This is a genomic window from Pseudomonas ovata, from assembly GCF_003131185.1.
Classification (GTDB): Bacteria; Pseudomonadota; Gammaproteobacteria; order Pseudomonadales; family Pseudomonadaceae; genus Aquipseudomonas; species Aquipseudomonas ovata.
On sequence record NZ_QFFU01000002.1, the window covers coordinates 404,597 to 420,753 of the forward strand.

Below are 16,157 nucleotides of genomic sequence, written 5' to 3' on the forward strand. Positions count from 1 at the left end.
TCTTTGAAGCTGCGTGTCTCAAAGAGTGGATATCGGTATGCCCAAGGACTCAACTCTTCAGCCTCATCTGCGCCGCTGGCGTCGCGTGCTACTGAGCGCTTCGCTGGCGTGCGCGCTGCTCGTGGCATTCCTGGCCTGGCGCCATACACCGGTCAGCACCGTCCCGGTCAAGCTCAGTCATACCTATCAGCAAGCGCTTGACCAGGCGCATGATGGCAAGCCTGGCGCGGCCAGGATGCTGTACCAGCAACTGGCACGCAGTGACCTGCAGGACGAACAGCGTATCAATCTGCTGGCCGAACTGCACAACTACCCCAGCCCGCAAGCCCTCAAACTGCTCGATGCCCATCTTGGCAACGATTCACCTGCCGTACGCCAGGCCGCCATCAAGGCAACCCTCGATCTTTTACCGCGCAGCCATCGCAGCGTGCTGCTGGGACCATTGCTCAGCGACCCCGATGCAAGCGTACGCTTCGACGCCACCCTGGCATTGACCCAGCTATCACCCGACGAGTTAGGGCTTTATTTCGCGGCCATGCAACACAGCGCCGAGATGTTCCAGCAAAGTCTGCAACAGCAAATGCCTACTGCCGAGAATCGCCTGCAACTGGCCAGCCTGTACGAGCAGACCGGTCGCAAGATCCAGGCCCTGGGCGCTCTTGAGGAAGCCGTCAACCTGGCGCCGGACAATCTTGACGCTGCCTTGGCGCGGCTGGCGCTGATGGATGAAACCGGACATCAGGAACAGGCTCGCCAGGCATTTGCCCGACTGCTGGAGCGTCATCCGGATTCGCCAGTGCTGCAACATGCGTTGGGTCAATGGCTGCTTGAGCACGAGCAGACCGAATATGCCCTGCTCAGCCTGGCCAAGGCGTCGGAACTGGCGCCAGAGAACACAGCCTATCGTTACGACCTGGCGGTGGCCCTGCATGCGCTGGAGCAAATGGAAGCGGCGCAGCAGCAACTGACGCATATTCTGCAAGCCCAGCCGGCCCATCGGCAGGCGCGGGTACTGTTGATCCAGTACGCCCGTGAAAGCGGTCAGTTACAACATGTTCAGGTTCTGCTGGCCGAACTCGAGCAGCAGAACCCGGACGATCCTGCCCTGCAACAGGGACTGTAGAGAACCTGCAAAGTTACAGGTGCCGAGGGGGCGACAATGCCCCTCAAACTTTCAGAAATAACTTACAACCTGCGCGGCGGATAACACCCGACTGTGCATTTTGAAGTGCCTGTTGAATTCGACCGTTGCACAAGACTATTTTCTAACCGAAGAAAAAAGGGCATTATTCACGGGCCACTGATTTATTACCGCCCGGTGAGCGGGGGGTGATCGATGGAACGGTTAGTTTTTATCATGGGTCCGGCCTTACGCCAGGCCTCGAATAAGCGAATCGGGTCAAAGATTTTTGTCTTATCACTTTGTTTGGCCGGTCACGGCCAATAGACTGTCGGAGTATATGTTTTGTCCAGACTTGCCGAGTTTCGCGCCGCAGAAAAAGCGCTTCAGGAACAGCTTGCACAGCTTGAAACCTTGAAGAAAGACACTGGGTTGCAGAAAGAAATTGAATTCGAACAACAGCTCAAGGACCTGATGGGCAGCTATGGCAAAAGCCTGCGCGACGTCATCTCGATCCTTGATCCAGGCAGCGCCACGACCCTGATCGCAGCGCCGGCTGGCCCCAAGCGTCGCCGCGCCCGTGTGGTCAAGGTCTATCAGAACCCGCACACACAGGAACTGATCGAAACCAAAGGCGGTAACCATCGGGGCCTGAAAGCCTGGAAAGAGCAATATGGCGTCGACACTGTCGACACTTGGGTGCGCACCTGACTGCACCTGGCACTTTGAAAAGCCCTGCCCTGCAGGGCTTTTTTATGACAGTCCTATTAATAGAAAAACTTGTGCTCGCCGTCGGTGCAGCGCGCGCCGTATTGAGGCAAGGTCAGCCTGTGAAGATATTTTCCTGCGCATCCCGGCAGGCGACGCTATATAAAAAAAGTGAAGCATGTCATATAAACGACGGCCGTTAGAATAATGGCGTCAATAAATTTTCGGCACTTTTAAACGTATAAAAGCCTTAAGGGACGGGGTGCCGGGACATTAGACGAGAAAGGACCGGAATCACGGCGGGGCCTGCGTTAATACAGTGCTGCCAATACCTGTGGTTTTTAGAGGCGCCCTTAAGGGGGGGGGGACACACATTCATGGAACAGGCAATCAGACGCTTATGTCTTGTGTGTAGGCCATTTCCCTGTGACCGGCTACAGAAGGGTGCTGAATGATCGAAAGGCTCAAAACATTCACGCTTTTTTCACATGCCATCTTTCAAGATGAAGGCTGCTAAAGGACTAGCGCCCCATGCCCGCTCACGCGGGCTTTATTTTGCCTGCAGAAAACCTCAAGGCGCCTCGCCCAACCGCAGGCTGTCGCGAATGCTCATTACCTCTGGCTTGCTGGCCTCGAACGCCTGGGCCGAGCCGGCATAAGATAACGACCAGGCCTGTTGCGCCGTGGCCGCCGCGACCAGGGTCTGGGTCATGACATGCACGCCGTTCTGGGTGATGGTGCAGGTGCTCTCCATCGCCGGTACGCCGCCAAGCTTCACTTCACGCGCATGGGTACAGGCACTTTGCAGACCGCCGCGGGCAAAGTTGACCTGAATGGCCTTGCGCATTTCCAGCAGTACCCCCTGAACGTTGACTTCATGGCCTTCGGTCAGGCGTGTCTGGGTCAACTCCATGATCATGTTCGGCTCACCGGTCGAGTCTTTCTTGACCGCCCGCTGCCTGAGCTGGATCGATGGCTTGCCACTGCTTTCAGGTGTAACTGGCAGCGACTCCACGTCCCAGCCGGCCGGCCAGAGAATCATGGCATCCGCAGCCTGGGCACTCCCCACCAGGGCCGACAGCCCAAGCGCGAAGCCGACCAGTGAGGATCGGTAAACAGTGAAAAGCATGACGAGCCCTTACGGCGAGAGGAGCGGAAAAGTCTGAGGCCGTTAGGGAACCGGAGCAAGGGGCATGCCCTCAATATTAACCCTGGCGCAGGTATCGATTTGGCATCGCCCCCCCTGCCCCGTATCATTTACCTTTTTGTACCCCCCTCAAGCCGGAGACCTCCATGAGCCTGCACGACCTCGACACCTTCCCTGGCGTGACTGCCGCGCCTGAAGCGGCCACCCAGGGTTTTGTGTTCAACCACACCATGCTGCGGGTCAAGGACATCACCGCCTCGCTGGACTTCTATACCCGCGTGCTGGGCTTCAGCCTGGTGGACAAGCGTGACTTTGCGCAAGCGGAGTTCAGCCTGTACTTTCTGGCGCTGGTCGACAAGACGCAGATCCCGGCCGATGACGCCGCCCGTCACCAGTGGATGAAGTCGATCCCGGGTGTACTGGAGTTGACGCATAACCACGGCACCGAGAAGGACGCGCAATTTTCCTATCACGATGGCAACAGTGATCCGCGCGGCTTCGGCCATATCTGCGTGTCGGTGCCTGACGTGGTAAAGGCCTGCGAGCGTTTCGAACAACTGGGCGTGACGTTTCAGAAACGTCTGGCTGACGGGCGCATGAATAGCCTGGCCTTTATCAAGGACCCGGATGGCTACTGGGTCGAAATCATCCAGCCTGCGCCGCTGTAACAGCCTGGCGAGCACAAAAAAGCCCCATGATCGCTCATGGGGCTTTTTTATGGCGCGCCTGGATTGATCAGGCCGGTGCGCTGCTACGGATCAGGTGGTCGAAGGCGCTCAGCGAGGCCTTGGCACCTTCGCCCAAGGCGATGATGATCTGCTTGTAAGGCGTGGTGGTCACGTCACCGGCCGCGAAGATGCCCGGGATCGAGGTTTCACCACGAGCGTCGACCACAATTTCGCCACGAGGCGACAGCTCGATGGTGCCCTTGAGCCATTCACTGTTAGGCAACAGGCCGATCTGCACAAAGATGCCTTCCAGCTCGACCGCACGCGCCTCACCGCTTACACGATCCTTGTAACGCAGGCCGTTGACCTTCTCGCTATCGCCCGTCACTTCAGTGGTCTGGGCATTGGTCAGCACAGTCACATTGGGCAAGCTGTTGAGCTTGCGTTGCAACACCGCATCGGCGCGCAACTGGCTGTCGAACTCCAGCAGCGTGACATGCGAAACGATGCCAGCCAGGTCGATGGCTGCCTCTACGCCCGAGTTACCGCCGCCGATCACGGCCACACGCTTGCCCTTGAACAGCGGGCCGTCGCAGTGCGGGCAGTAAGCCACGCCCTTGTTGCGGTATTCCTGCTCACCAGGCACGTTCATTTCACGCCACCGCGCACCGGTGCTCAGGATCAGGGTCTTGGCCTTGAGGCTGGCGCCGCTGGCAAATTTCACTTCGTGCAGCTCGCCGGCCTTGCCTGGAATCAACTGATCGGCCCGCTGCAGGTTCATGATGTCGACTTCGTACTGCTTGACGTGCTCTTCAAGCGCCATGGCCAGCTTGGGCCCTTCGGTGTGCTGCACCGAAATGAAGTTCTCGATGGCCATGGTGTCAAGCACCTGCCCACCAAAACGCTCGGCAGCCACGCCCGTACGAATGCCTTTGCGTGCCGCGTACACCGCCGCCGCAGAACCCGCCGGGCCGCCGCCGATAACCAGTACGTCAAAGGCCTGCTTGGCGTTGAGTTTGTCGGCCTGGCGAGCGCTGGCGCCGGTGTCGATTTTGGCAAGAATTTCTTCCAGGCCCATGCGGCCCTGGCCAAACACTTCGCCATTGAGGTAGATGCTGGGCACCGACATGACTTTGCGGTCGGTGACTTCATCCTGGAACAGCGCGCCGTCGATGGCGACGTGCTGGATGTTCGGGTTGAGTACTGCCATCAGGTTCAGGGCCTGGACGACGTCCGGGCAGTTCTGGCAGGACTGCGAAAAATAGGTTTCAAACCTGAACTCGCCTTGCAGGGCGCGCACCTGTTCGATGGTCTCGGCGCTGACTTTTGGCGGGTAGCCACCGGTTTGCAGCAGAGCGAGCACCAGGGAGGTGAATTCGTGACCCATCGGAATGCCGGCAAAGCGCAGGCTGATGTTCTGGCCCGGGCTGTTCAGTGCAAACGAAGGGGTGCGTGCATCAGTGCCTTCGGTGGACAGGGTGATGTCCTTGCCGACGCTGACCACGTCTTGCAGCAGGGCAAGCATTTCCTGGGACTTGGCGCCGTCATCGAGGGACGCTGTGATCTCGATGGGGCGAGTGACCCGTTCCAGGTAGGATTTCAACTGGGCTTTAAGATTGGCGTCCAACATGTTTCGGCTTCCTGTTTTCAGGCGGTAGAAATAACAACGCCCAGGCGATGACCGCCCGGGCGTTTGATGGGGCGATGCGGTTTACATGTTCAAGCGTGCGGCACCCCGATCGATGTCATGCAGATCAGATCTTGCCGACCAGGTCCAGGGACGGTGCCAGGGTAGCCTCGCCTTCTTTCCACTTGGCTGGGCAGACTTCGCCTGGGTGGGCAGCAACGTACTGAGCGGCCTTGATCTTGCGCAGCAGCTCGGAAGCGTCACGGCCTACGCCGCCGTCATTCAGTTCTACGATCTTGATCTGGCCTTCAGGGTTGATCACGAAAGTACCGCGGTCAGCCAGACCGGCTTCTTCGATCAGTACGTCGAAGTTGCGCGAGATGGTCAGGGTCGGGTCGCCGATCATGGTGTACTGGATCTTGCCAATGGCTGGCGAGGTGTTGTGCCAGGCCGCGTGGGCGAAGTGGGTGTCGGTCGAAACGCTGTAGATTTCAACGCCCAGCTTCTGGAATTCAGCGTAGTTGTCAGCCAGGTCTTCCAGCTCGGTCGGGCAGACGAAGGTGAAGTCGGCTGGGTAGAAGAACACCACAGACCATTTGCCTTTCAGGTCGGCTTCCGAGACGTCAACGAAATTGCCGTTCTTGTAAGCGGTGGCTTTGAACGGTTTTACTTGGCTGTTGATGATAGGCATCGGTGAATCTCCATGGTTGGTGAAGAGGTGTGTTTGAATTCGATGAAGTGAAGCTTACGCACAATCGATGGGCATGGCTCATTGGCAAAGTCGATGCCATCGATTGGTTTTCTCTATAAAGGCTCACTATTAATAGAAGAAACCTTTATCGCCTGCTCCTGACCTACATGGGGGCCAAAAGGCGAGGTTTCAATGTAGCGCATGGCCGACTTCATGTCCTTCCAGCCCACATAGGCCATAAGCGACTTCAAGTCCCATCCACTTTGATGCGCCCATGTTGCAAAACCGCGACGCAATGAATGGCTGCTGTAGGCCTCGGCGGCCAGGCCGGCGCGCTCGAAGGCCTGGCGCAACAGGGTAATCACGCTGTTGGCGTGCAGCCCCTGCCCGCCCAGGTTGCCCCAGCGGTCGATGCCGCGAAACACCGGGCCGCTGTCCAGTGCCGCGCAGTCGATCCAGTCGAGGTAGGCCTGCACCGGACAAAGCCGCTGCAGGGCCGGCGTCTGGAAGGTGCGCCCGGTATTGTCGCGATCGCTCTTGCTGCGTGGCAGGTACAGCGTAATGCCGGACCCGGCCACTGCCTTGATGTGCTCGACCTGCAGGCGACACAGCTCGTCACTGCGAAAGCCGCGCCAGAACCCCAGCAGAATCAACGCGGCGTCACGGCGGCAGCGCAGCATCTGGGCATGATCCTGCACGCTGAGCGCCAGGCGTGCCTGCGCGTCGAGGTTGATGACCACGCGCTGCAGGTCGGCCAGTTGCAAAGGCTCGGCCTGTTTCTCCTGCACCGGATGCAGGGCGCGAATGCCCTTGAGCACCTTGCGCACCATCGGTGCCTTGGTCGGATCGACGAAGCCTTGACTGGTGTGCCACTGAGCCAGCGCGGACAGGCGCAGCTTCAAGGTATTGACCGACAACTCGCCGGCATACGCGGCGAGGTAACGCGCCACGCTTTCGCTGGTGGCCGGCAGAAACCCGCCAAAACTCACTTCGAAATGCTCGATGGCCGCGCGATAGCTGCGCCGGGTGTTGTCGCGCGTGGCGGCCTCGATATAGCGATTTACATCACTCATGGTTAAGAACCGCCTGGTTTCGTACTGCCTGGACGGGTCAAACGCCGTCTGAAGGGGTATGACACGGGATAATACGCCAATATCCCGCTTGATAAAAATGCAAAAAACACTAACTTTTTAATCATAAATAGTATGTAATTACAGGATACATACCACAGTACGAAATCGTAGGAGCCAGCATGGCACGCGGCGGTATCAACAAGGCATTGGTGCATAAGGCAAGACTGGCATTGCTGGCGCGCGGGGAAAATCCGAGCATTGATGCCGTACGCGTCGAAATGGGCAACACCGGCTCAAAGACGACTATTCACCGCTACTTGCGCGAACTTGAAGAACAGGACAGCCCTGCCCCGGCTATCAATGAAGAACTGGGGGAACTGGTTGCGCGCCTGGCTGAGCGCCTTCAGGGCCAGGCTCAGGAGCGTATCGATCAGGCCCAGGAAGAAATACAACGTCAGCGCCTGGGCCTGCAGCAGGAGATGGCAGCTGTACAGAAACAGCTGGCGCAATTGCAGCAACTGCATGACACCCAGAGTGAACACCTGGCTCAGGAGCGTCAGGCCCTGGCACTGACACGCGAAGCACTGACACAGGAAAGGACCGAAAACACCCGCCTCACCCAGGCCAGCCAGGACCTGCAATCACGCCTGCTTGATCGCGACAAGCAGATCGAGTCACTGGAAGACAAGCACCGCCACGCCCGGGACGCGCTGGAGCACTACCGCACAGCCGTCAAGGAACAGCGTGAGCAGGATCAACAGCGTCATGAAGGCCAGTTGCAACAGGTGCAAATGGAGTTGCGCCAAGCCCGGCAGACCCTGTCCCTGCACCAGGAGTCGATCACCGTACTGAATCGGGATAACGAACGACTGCTGGTCGAACAGCGCAATACCGCCCGCGAACTGCACAGCTGCCAGACCCAACTGGACAAAGCGCAAAAGCAGACGGAAAAGGCACTCACCGAGCAACAGAAAGCCATCACCCGCAGCGCACAGCTGGAAGTACGCCTGCAAGCCGCGCTGGCGGACGGCGCGGGGTTCAAGCAGGACCTGAACGATGCACTGCAGCAGAATCGTGTATTGGAACTGCTGTTGGGCCGCAAGGAAGCAGCTCTGGAAAACCTACAAGCGCAGATACAGCAGCCACTGCCACCGCCCCCTGTAGAAGACGCCTGACAGGACGCTGCTTCAAGCCAGAGCGATTATGCTTCCAGCATCCCGCGCACACGGACAGCCAGCTCATCGACGTTGAACGGCTTGATCAGCATGTCCATGCCCTGCTCCAGCAAGTCCTGCCGGGCCTGGGTATTGCCGGCGTAGCCGGTCATGAACAACACCTTGATGCCCGGCCGGAACTGGCGGGCAATTTCGGCCAGTTGGCGGCCATTGAGCCCTGGCAACCCTACGTCGGTCACCAACAGGTCAATACGCTCCCCACCCTGCAAGCGAGTAATCGCACCGGCCCCGTCGCCGGCCTGCTGGGTGGCATATCCCAACTCACGCAACGCATCGACCACCAGCATGCGCACGGCATCTTCATCCTCCACCACCAGCACACATTCACCCTGGCTGGCGCGAGGCGATAGCGGCGCCACAAGCGCATCTTCGCGGCCGACCGTACACGGCGCCTCACAGGGCATGAACAAGCGGATACAGGTGCCTTGCCCCTGCACACTGTCGATACGCACATGCCCGCCGGTCTGCTTCATGAAGCCATACACCATCGACAGCCCAAGACCGGTACCCTGACCAATGGGCTTGGTGGTAAAAAACGGATCGAACACCCGTGCAATCACCTCGTCGGCAATGCCGCAGCCAGTGTCCTGCACGCTGAGCTGCAGGTATTGACCGGGCGTCAACTCACTGTCGCGAACCTTCAGCACCGTGAGCTGGCTGCGCACCCACAACTGACCGCCGCCGGGCATGGCATCGCGCGCATTGATCACCAGGTTGAGCAGTGCATTCTCCAATTGATGCTCGTCGGTGCGAATCACCCGGCCGTGATCTTCAAGCTCGATATGCAACTCGATGCTTTCGCCAATGGTGCGGCGCAACAACTCTTCCATGGAGGTCACCATGGCATTGACCTGCACATCGCAGGTCTTGAGCGACTGGCGCCGGGCGAAAGCCAGCAGGCGCTGCGTCAGCGCTGCCGCACGGTTGCCGGAGGTGACGGCCGCATCAATGTAACGCTCGACCTCATTGACCCGCCCCGCCGCCAGGCGTCGCCGTATCAGGTCCAGTGCGCCGAGCACACCGGTGAGCATGTTATTGAAGTCATGGGCAATACCGCCGGTGAGCTGGCCGATGGCATCCATTTTCTGGGCGTGGCGCAGAGCTTCTTCGGCTTGTGCACGCTCGGCAATCTCGACCTGCAAGCGCTGGTTGGCCTCTGCAAGCTCCCGAGTGCGCTCAGCTACGCGCAACTCAAGGCTGTCGTTGAGCTCGCGCAATGCCTCTTCAGCATTGACCTGGGCGGTGATGTCGGTGTGAGTGCCCAACCAGTGAGTGATGTGCCCGCGCTCATTGCGAATCGGCAACGCGCGCGACAAGAACCAGTTGAAATTGCCATCCTTGCCGCGCAGGGGGAAGGTGTCCTCCCATACGGAGCCTGTGGCAAAGCAGTACTGCAGGTGCGCGACAACCCGCTCGCGGTGCTCGGGATGATGCACCGAGCGCCAACCCAAGGCCTGCATCGCTTCGAGCGAAGCGCCGGTATAGGCATACCAGCGCTCGTTATACCAATGGATGACACCGGCAGGGTCCGCTGTCCAGGCCAACTGGCTCATGTTGTCGGCCAGGGTCCTGAACTGACGCTCGCTCTCGCGCAGCGCATCGAGTTCGCGCACGCATTCGTTGTCGGACTGTGCTGGATTCAATGGCATTGCCGCCGCCGGCATCTGGTTGTTCAATACAGGATCCATCCTCAAACCGTGTCCAGCCCCATTCTCATCCTGAGTGTGGGGCACAAGTATTGCTGTCTGGCTAGCGCGATACCGGGCTGCGCATGGTCACAAACTCTTCAGCCGCCGTCGGGTGCACGCCCATGGTGTCGTCGAATACTCGCTTGGTTGCGCCGGCTTTCAAGGCGATAGCCAGGCTCTGGACAATCTCACCGGCGTCCGGCCCCACCATATGACATCCCAGCACCCGATCCGTCGAACTGTCGACGACCAGCTTCATGAAGGTCCTCTCCTGATCATCCGTCAGGGTCAGCTTCATCGGTCGAAAACGGCTTTCGAACACCTGAATCGAGTGGCCTTGCTCGACGGCCTGCTCTTCTGTCAGCCCCACCGTCCCGATATTGGGCAGGCTGAAGACTGCCGTCGGGATGTGATTGTAGTCCACTGGACGATAGTGTTCAGGCTGGAAAAGACGACGGGCAATGGCCATGCCTTCAGCCAGTGCCACCGGCGTCAACTGCACGCCGCCAATCACGTCACCCAGGGCCAGGATCGAGGGCTCGCTGGTCTGGTAATGCTCATCGACCTGGATATAACCTTCCTTGTCGAGCTGGACATCAACGCTTTCCAGGCCAAGATTGTCGAGCATCGGCCGGCGACCGGTGGCATAGAACACGCAATCGGTTTCCAGCGTACCGCCATCCTTGAGCGTCAGCTTCAGGCTGCCATCGGCCTGTTTGTCGATGCGCTCGATATCGCAATTGAAACGCACCTCCACACCGCGCTTGAGCAGCTCTTCGTGCAGATGCTTGCGCACGCTGCCATCGAAACCTCGCAGGAACAGGTCGCCACGGTACGCCTGAAGGGTTTGCGCCCCCAGGCCATTGAAGATCGAGGCAAACTCTACGGCGATGTAACCGCCTCCGACTACCACAATGCGCTTGGGCAGGACCTTGAGATGAAAGGCTTCGTTCGAGGTGATTGCATGCTCGCGCCCCGGCACGTCCGGCACCTGTGGCCAGCCGCCCGTGGCGATCAGGATGCGCTCGGCACTGTACTGCTTGCCATTGATCTCGATGGTGTGAGGCCCGGTCAGCCTGGCATGACCTTCGAGCAGCGTTACGCCGCTGTCGAGCAGCAATTTACGGTAGATGCCATTGAGCCGTTGTATCTCACGGTCCTTGTTGGCGATCAGGGTCGGCCAGTCAAACTCAGGCGAGTCCAGCGACCAGCCAAACCCCTTGGCGTGTTCGAAGTCTTCGGCAAAATGCGCGCCGTAGACCAGCAATTTCTTGGGCACGCACCCCACGTTGACGCACGTACCGCCCAGATAGCGGCTTTCAGCCACAGCCACACGCGCCCCGAACCCTGCAGCAAAGCGTGCCGCACGAACACCACCGGAACCTGCGCCGATGACAAACAAATCGAAGTCGTAAGCCATTACTGTCTCCTTGAGCAGATTGACAGCATAACTGCTGTGCAATCCCACAGAAACCAAAAAGCCACTGCGGCCATCACGACGAACCTTGAAGGTTCGCCGCCAGGCCGCAGTGGCTTGAGATTAACAGGCGTGAAGAATCAGAACGCCTTGCCAGTCTTGTAGAAGTTTTCAAAACAGAAGTTGGTGGCTTCGATATAACCTTCGGCGCCGCCGCAGTCAAAACGCTGACCCTTGAATTTATAGGCCAGCACGTTGCCTTGCGCCGCTTGCTTCATCAGTGCGTCGGTGATCTGGATCTCGCCGCCCTTGCCTGGCTCGGTCTGCTCGATCAGCTCGAAAATATCCGGAGTCAGAATGTAACGACCAATGATGGCCAGGTTCGATGGCGCATCTTCCGGCTTTGGCTTCTCGACCATGTCATTGACACGGAACAGACCTGGCTTGATCTCTTCACCGGCAATGACGCCATACTTGTTGGTTTCCTGAGGATCGACTTCCTGAATGGCGACGATCGAGCAACGGTAGTGCTTGTACAGCTTGACCATCTGCGCCAGCACAGTGTCACCATCGAGGTTGACACACAGGTCGTCCGCCAGGACTACGGCGAAAGGCTCGTTGCCGATCAGCGGACGACCGCTGAGGATGGCGTGGCCCAGGCCTTTCATTTCGGTCTGGCGGGTGTACGAGAAGCTGCACTCGTCGATCAGGCGACGAATACCGACCAGGTATTTTTCCTTGTCGGTGCCCTTGATCTGGTGTTCCAGCTCATAGCTGATGTCGAAGTGGTCTTCCAGGGCACGCTTGCCACGACCCGTAACGATGGAGATTTCATTCAGGCCTGCTGCCAGCGCCTCTTCCACGCCGTATTGAATCAGTGGCTTGTTGACCACGGGCAGCATCTCTTTAGGCATGGCTTTGGTCGCTGGCAAAAAGCGAGTGCCGTAGCCGGCTGCGGGGAACAAGCATTTCTTGATCATATAAGTCCTTATGTAAGGCGTGGCATTGTCGGCGCAGTCTAATCAGGCGGCGCTCACCTTACAATGCCCCGCCACTGGCCTTCCTATACCATGGTAGAGAAATCCTCGCGCAGATAGTTCCGTTGAATCGTAGATATTACGGCCATCGAACATCACCGGGCTGCGCATGACGCTGCGGATACGGATGAAATCCGGTTGGCGATATGGCTTCCACTCCGTGACCAGTACCACCGCGTCAGCCCCTTCGACACAGCGATACGGCGACTCATGCAACTGTAGCTGACCGCTCTGGACTGCCTCTTTACAGCGCTCGGCCACGGCTGCCATGGCGGCCGGATCAGTGGCCTGGACACGCGCACCGGCCGCCAGCAGCGCATCGATCAGCACCAGACTGGGCGCTTCACGTATGTCATCCGTACCGGGTTTGAAAGCCAGCCCCCAAACCGCGATTACCCGGTTTTTAAGTCCACCGCCGAAATAAAGGTTTATGGCGTTGAACAACCAACGTCGTTGGGTGGTATTACGCGCCTGCACGGCTTGCAGAATGCGGGCATCGAACCCTTGCTGACCCGCTGTATGGATCAACGCTTGAACATCCTTTGGGAAGCATGAACCCCCGTAACCACAACCGGCATAGATAAAATGTGTGCCAATACGTCGATCGCTACCGATGCCGCGTCGAACCTGCTCAATATCCACACCCAGGTGTGCACATAAATCGGCCATTTCATTGATAAAGGAAATTTTCGTGGCCAGAAACGCATTGGCCGCGTACTTGGTAAACTCTGCAGCACGCAGGTCCATGACCACTGCCCGCTCGCGATTACGCAGGAACGGGCTGTAGAGCCGTTGCAGCAATTCGGCCGATTGCGGCTCGTTACACCCGATGATGACCCGGTCAGGGCGCATGAAGTCTTCGATGGCAGCCCCCTCCTTGAGAAACTCGGGGTTACTTGCCACTGTAATGCGCATGTCCAGGCCACGCTGCACCAGATGCTGATTGATGCGTCGCCCTATCGCCTCGCATGTACCGACAGGCACCGTGGATTTATTGACCACCAGGCTTGCTCGCACCAGGCACTGGCCGATCTGGTCGGCCACCGCCAGCACATGAGACACATCGGCCGAGCCGTCTTCCTGGCAGGGCGTGCCCACGGCAATGAAGATAATGTCTGCACACTGCAGGCCTTCAGCCAGGCTGCCGGTAAAGCTCAATTGCCCGCTGGCCAGATGCTCCTTGAGCATGGCCTCCAGACCCGGCTCATGGATCGGGCATTCGCCGCCTTGCAAGAGCAGCAGGCGCGACGGCTGGTGCTCGACGCACACGACACGGTTGCCCATTTCAGCGAAGCAGGTGGCGGTCACCAGGCCAACATAGCCGGCCCCAATGATGCAAAGTCGCATGCTCGTCACTCCTGACAGGATTTGCGACAATTGCACCGCCAACCCATTGCACTGTCATGACCAACGTGCGACAGGGACATGATGCCGCATCACGTTAGATACATGGCGGAACGATGGCACTCTTCCCCGGTCCAAAACCGCATGAACCGTATTCCGCCAGATCTGTACGTCTACCTGTCATTGATGGTGTGACGTCAGGCTGTGTCTGAAGCGTCTTTACAGCCCGATTGTAGAAGTGAACACCATGATCAGATTTTTGCCTCTCTTTGCCGTACTGGTGCTCACCGGTTGCGCCACGGCCTCCCCTACGCACCTGAAGAACGGCCAGCAAGGATTGAGCATCGATTGCTCCGGCGAAGCCATGTCCTGGGCCAAATGCTACGAGAAAGCCGAAGACTCCTGCGCGGGCACCGGCTACGAAATTGTCGGCACTGATGGCACCGCTCGCACCGAAGCCGAAGACCAGACGCTTGGCATGGACGTCGGCAACTACAAGCATCGCAACGTCCTGGTGGTCTGCAAGTAATGGCAGCCCGCCGGTGTTGGGTCTGACGGGCCGACAGCAACAGCGATCAACCCGAAATACACGCCTCGGCAGCCCGCTGGACGTCACCGCCACGTACAGGAAGGTTATTGAGGCGCTCATGCACTTTGATCGAGCTGCCGCCCGAGCGATCTTCGATATCAACGATCGCAGCAGGCGCATCGCTCAGCTTTTGCGCAATAATCAAGCGTACGCCATCGTTACGGGCTTCTTTCAACGGAGGCGTACGGCTGTCGCCAATCTTTTCGATAAAACAGGTGGCATATTCGTTCGGCTTCTTGCCGGAAATAACGCTCAACGTTGCCGGAGAGTGCTCGATATCCTCGACGGATGCACACCCGGCCATCGCCAGGGCCAGTATCACCACGGCCATTTTCATACAATCAATCCCTCCAAATCCAAAGCGCTTACGACACGCATTAACGCAATAAAATCCCGACCCTGCAGACTTTTTGCCATCACCCTGCAAATAACTGTGAGCCAATTGGCAAAACGCCCGGTGCCTCGTGGTATCGTTCCGCTTTTGCAAGAAGCCTGTTGCGGAGATATTCATGAAGTTCGTACACCAGCGTGAGCACCTCAACGAAGACGATCTGGTCGTCATCGAGTGCTCACGGCCCTGCAATATACGCCTGATGAGCGACGCGAACTTTCGCAGCTTCAAAAACGGCGGCCGGCATACCTATCATGGCGGTGCATTCGACCGGTTTCCGGCCAAGATCGCCGTGCCGAGCAGTGGTTTCTGGAACATCACCATCGATACCACCGGACGCAAGCCCGACAAGAACCCCGGCCACAAGCCCACCTTTACCCACTCGATCAAGATCGTGCGTCGCTCGCATTCGAATCTGAGCTGACCCTTGCCCATTCAGGAGTGACCGTGACCAGCCCTGCACCGACTACCAAGTTTGCCATCAGCTACAAACTCAACGGCGAACGCCGTTTCGAATTCGCCCAACTGCAATCGGCCTCGGTCGAAGAAGCGCGCGCTGCGCTGGAAAAAATGCACGGCCAGGGCGACGACGTGATCAGCGACGTCAAGGTCAGTAAAGCGCTTTGACCTGTCGCCTCCCGCCAGACCCGTCTGGCGGGTCATGAGCCAACGAACGAAAAACGGCCATGCCTCCCTCGCTGACCCTAGACCTTTTCGCTGACGATACCCCACAGGGCCGCGAGTCCATTGCTCCGGCAGCGACACTGCTGCGTGGATTTGCCTTGCCTGATCTGGAAAGCTGGCTGCCCTTGCTTGACCGGATCGAAGCCGCTGCCCCCTTTCGTCACATGCACACCCCAGGTGGTCACCGTATGTCGGTTGCCATGACCTGCTGTGGACGACTGGGATGGATCACTGATCGACACGGTTATCGCTACACCGAACTCGACCCGCTCAGCGGCCAGCCCTGGCCGGCCATACCCGAATCCTGGCTGGCGCTGGCACGCCTGGCGGCACAGCACACAGGTTTCGAAGACTTCTCCCCCGATGCCTGCCTGATAAACCGCTATGTACCTGGCGCCAGAATGGCCCTGCACCAGGACAAGGACGAACGCGACCATCGCTGGCCGGTGGTTTCGGTTTCACTGGGCCTGCCGGCGATCTTCCAGTTCGGTGGCCTGCACCGCAGTGACAAGGCGCAACGTGTGCCGTTGTTTCATGGTGACGTGCTGGTATGGGGGCGTGAAGACCGCCTGCGCTTTCACGGCATTCTGCCGATTGCCGAGGGTCACCATCCCCTGCTGGGCTCACAGCGTATCAACCTGACGTTTCGCAAGGCAGGTTAAACCCTGATTGACCCTGCTTCCCGGAAGTTGAGGTGTAAAATCGTTCTGTGTTTATCATGGGGTGGTATTACAAACG

Annotated in this window: 16 protein-coding genes and 1 pseudogene; 8 read left to right on the forward strand and 9 right to left on the reverse strand. The window is 58.5% G+C overall.

The features are described 5' to 3' along the window. The first annotated feature begins 37 nt into the window (after positions 1-37). Positions 38-1,123, forward strand: a complete 1,086-nt coding sequence (locus DGA31_RS05020) for a tetratricopeptide repeat protein (RefSeq protein ID WP_109511772.1) — start codon at positions 38-40, stop codon at positions 1,121-1,123. 342 nt (positions 1,124-1,465) lie between these two features. After that, complete coding sequence (locus DGA31_RS05025) at positions 1,466-1,831, forward strand: histone-like nucleoid-structuring protein, MvaT/MvaU family (protein ID WP_056839228.1); 366 nt, start codon at positions 1,466-1,468, stop codon at positions 1,829-1,831. Positions 1,832-2,399: 568 nt separating this feature from the next. Here the strand turns inward: DGA31_RS05025 and DGA31_RS05030 are convergent. Further along, entirely contained in the window at positions 2,400-2,957 is a 558-nt protein-coding gene (locus DGA31_RS05030; protein ID WP_109511773.1) for a DUF4946 domain-containing protein, read from the reverse strand. Between the two features lie 164 nt (positions 2,958-3,121). Here DGA31_RS05030 and gloA point away from each other — a divergent pair, with 164 nt between their 5' ends. Further along, entirely contained in the window at positions 3,122-3,643 is a 522-nt protein-coding gene (gene gloA / locus DGA31_RS05035; RefSeq protein ID WP_056839225.1) for a lactoylglutathione lyase, read from the forward strand. A 67-nt stretch (positions 3,644-3,710) separates the two neighbouring features. On the opposite strand, the gene ahpF is transcribed toward gloA, so the two are convergent. The 3 genes from ahpF to DGA31_RS05050 form a co-directional block, all read right to left on the reverse strand. Beyond that, positions 3,711-5,273: an alkyl hydroperoxide reductase subunit F gene (gene ahpF, locus DGA31_RS05040; protein ID WP_109511774.1), complete on the reverse strand. Its 1,563-nt coding sequence runs from the start codon at positions 5,271-5,273 to the stop codon at positions 3,711-3,713. Positions 5,274-5,397: 124 nt separating this feature from the next. Further along, a complete protein-coding gene (gene ahpC, locus DGA31_RS05045) occupies positions 5,398-5,961 on the reverse strand; it encodes an alkyl hydroperoxide reductase subunit C (RefSeq protein ID WP_056839222.1) in 564 nt (187 codons plus the stop codon). A 113-nt stretch (positions 5,962-6,074) separates the two neighbouring features. Continuing rightward, positions 6,075-7,034 (reverse strand): site-specific integrase, encoded by a 960-nt coding sequence (locus DGA31_RS05050; RefSeq protein WP_109511775.1) that lies wholly within the window; start codon positions 7,032-7,034, stop codon positions 6,075-6,077. Between the two features lie 179 nt (positions 7,035-7,213). Here DGA31_RS05050 and DGA31_RS05055 point away from each other — a divergent pair, with 179 nt between their 5' ends. Next, positions 7,214-8,209, forward strand: coding sequence for a DNA-binding protein (locus DGA31_RS05055; protein WP_109511776.1), 996 nt, complete (start codon positions 7,214-7,216; stop codon positions 8,207-8,209). Between the two features lie 26 nt (positions 8,210-8,235). On the opposite strand, the pseudogene DGA31_RS05060 reads toward DGA31_RS05055, so the two are convergent. From DGA31_RS05060 to DGA31_RS05075, 4 genes and pseudogenes are all read right to left on the reverse strand, one after another. Continuing rightward, positions 8,236-9,903: pseudogene (locus tag DGA31_RS05060) on the reverse strand (hybrid sensor histidine kinase/response regulator); the annotation flags it as partial. Positions 9,904-10,018: 115 nt separating this feature from the next. Beyond that, positions 10,019-11,377, reverse strand: a complete 1,359-nt coding sequence (gene gorA / locus DGA31_RS05065; protein WP_109511778.1) for a glutathione-disulfide reductase — start codon at positions 11,375-11,377, stop codon at positions 10,019-10,021. Positions 11,378-11,514: 137 nt separating this feature from the next. Further along, on the reverse strand, positions 11,515-12,354 hold the full coding sequence (galU, locus tag DGA31_RS05070; RefSeq protein WP_056839215.1) for a UTP--glucose-1-phosphate uridylyltransferase GalU: 840 nt from the start codon (positions 12,352-12,354) through the stop codon (positions 11,515-11,517). Positions 12,355-12,396: 42 nt separating this feature from the next. After that, entirely contained in the window at positions 12,397-13,758 is a 1,362-nt protein-coding gene (locus DGA31_RS05075; RefSeq protein WP_109511779.1) for a UDP-glucose dehydrogenase family protein, read from the reverse strand. Positions 13,759-14,002: 244 nt separating this feature from the next. Here DGA31_RS05075 and DGA31_RS05080 point away from each other — a divergent pair, with 244 nt between their 5' ends. After that, positions 14,003-14,284, forward strand: a complete 282-nt coding sequence (locus DGA31_RS05080; RefSeq protein WP_056839212.1) for a hypothetical protein — start codon at positions 14,003-14,005, stop codon at positions 14,282-14,284. Between the two features lie 46 nt (positions 14,285-14,330). Here DGA31_RS05080 and DGA31_RS05085 read toward each other — a convergent pair whose 3' ends face one another. Further along, positions 14,331-14,681, reverse strand: coding sequence for a hypothetical protein (locus DGA31_RS05085; protein ID WP_056839210.1), 351 nt, complete (start codon positions 14,679-14,681; stop codon positions 14,331-14,333). Between the two features lie 172 nt (positions 14,682-14,853). On the opposite strand from DGA31_RS05085, the gene DGA31_RS05090 reads away from it, so the two are divergent. Genes DGA31_RS05090 through alkB form a run of 3 tightly spaced genes read left to right on the forward strand, consistent with a single transcriptional unit; the run spans position 14,854 to position 16,081 of the window. Further along, positions 14,854-15,159 (forward strand): DUF1883 domain-containing protein, encoded by a 306-nt coding sequence (locus DGA31_RS05090; RefSeq protein ID WP_056839208.1) that lies wholly within the window; start codon positions 14,854-14,856, stop codon positions 15,157-15,159. Between the two features lie 23 nt (positions 15,160-15,182). Beyond that, positions 15,183-15,362 carry a hypothetical protein gene (locus DGA31_RS05095; RefSeq protein ID WP_109511780.1) on the forward strand — a complete coding sequence of 60 codons (180 nt, stop codon included), beginning with the start codon at positions 15,183-15,185 and terminating at the stop codon, positions 15,360-15,362. 59 nt (positions 15,363-15,421) lie between these two features. Further along, positions 15,422-16,081, forward strand: a complete 660-nt coding sequence (gene alkB, locus DGA31_RS05100; RefSeq protein ID WP_109511781.1) for a DNA oxidative demethylase AlkB — start codon at positions 15,422-15,424, stop codon at positions 16,079-16,081. The last annotated feature ends 76 nt before the right edge of the window (positions 16,082-16,157 follow it).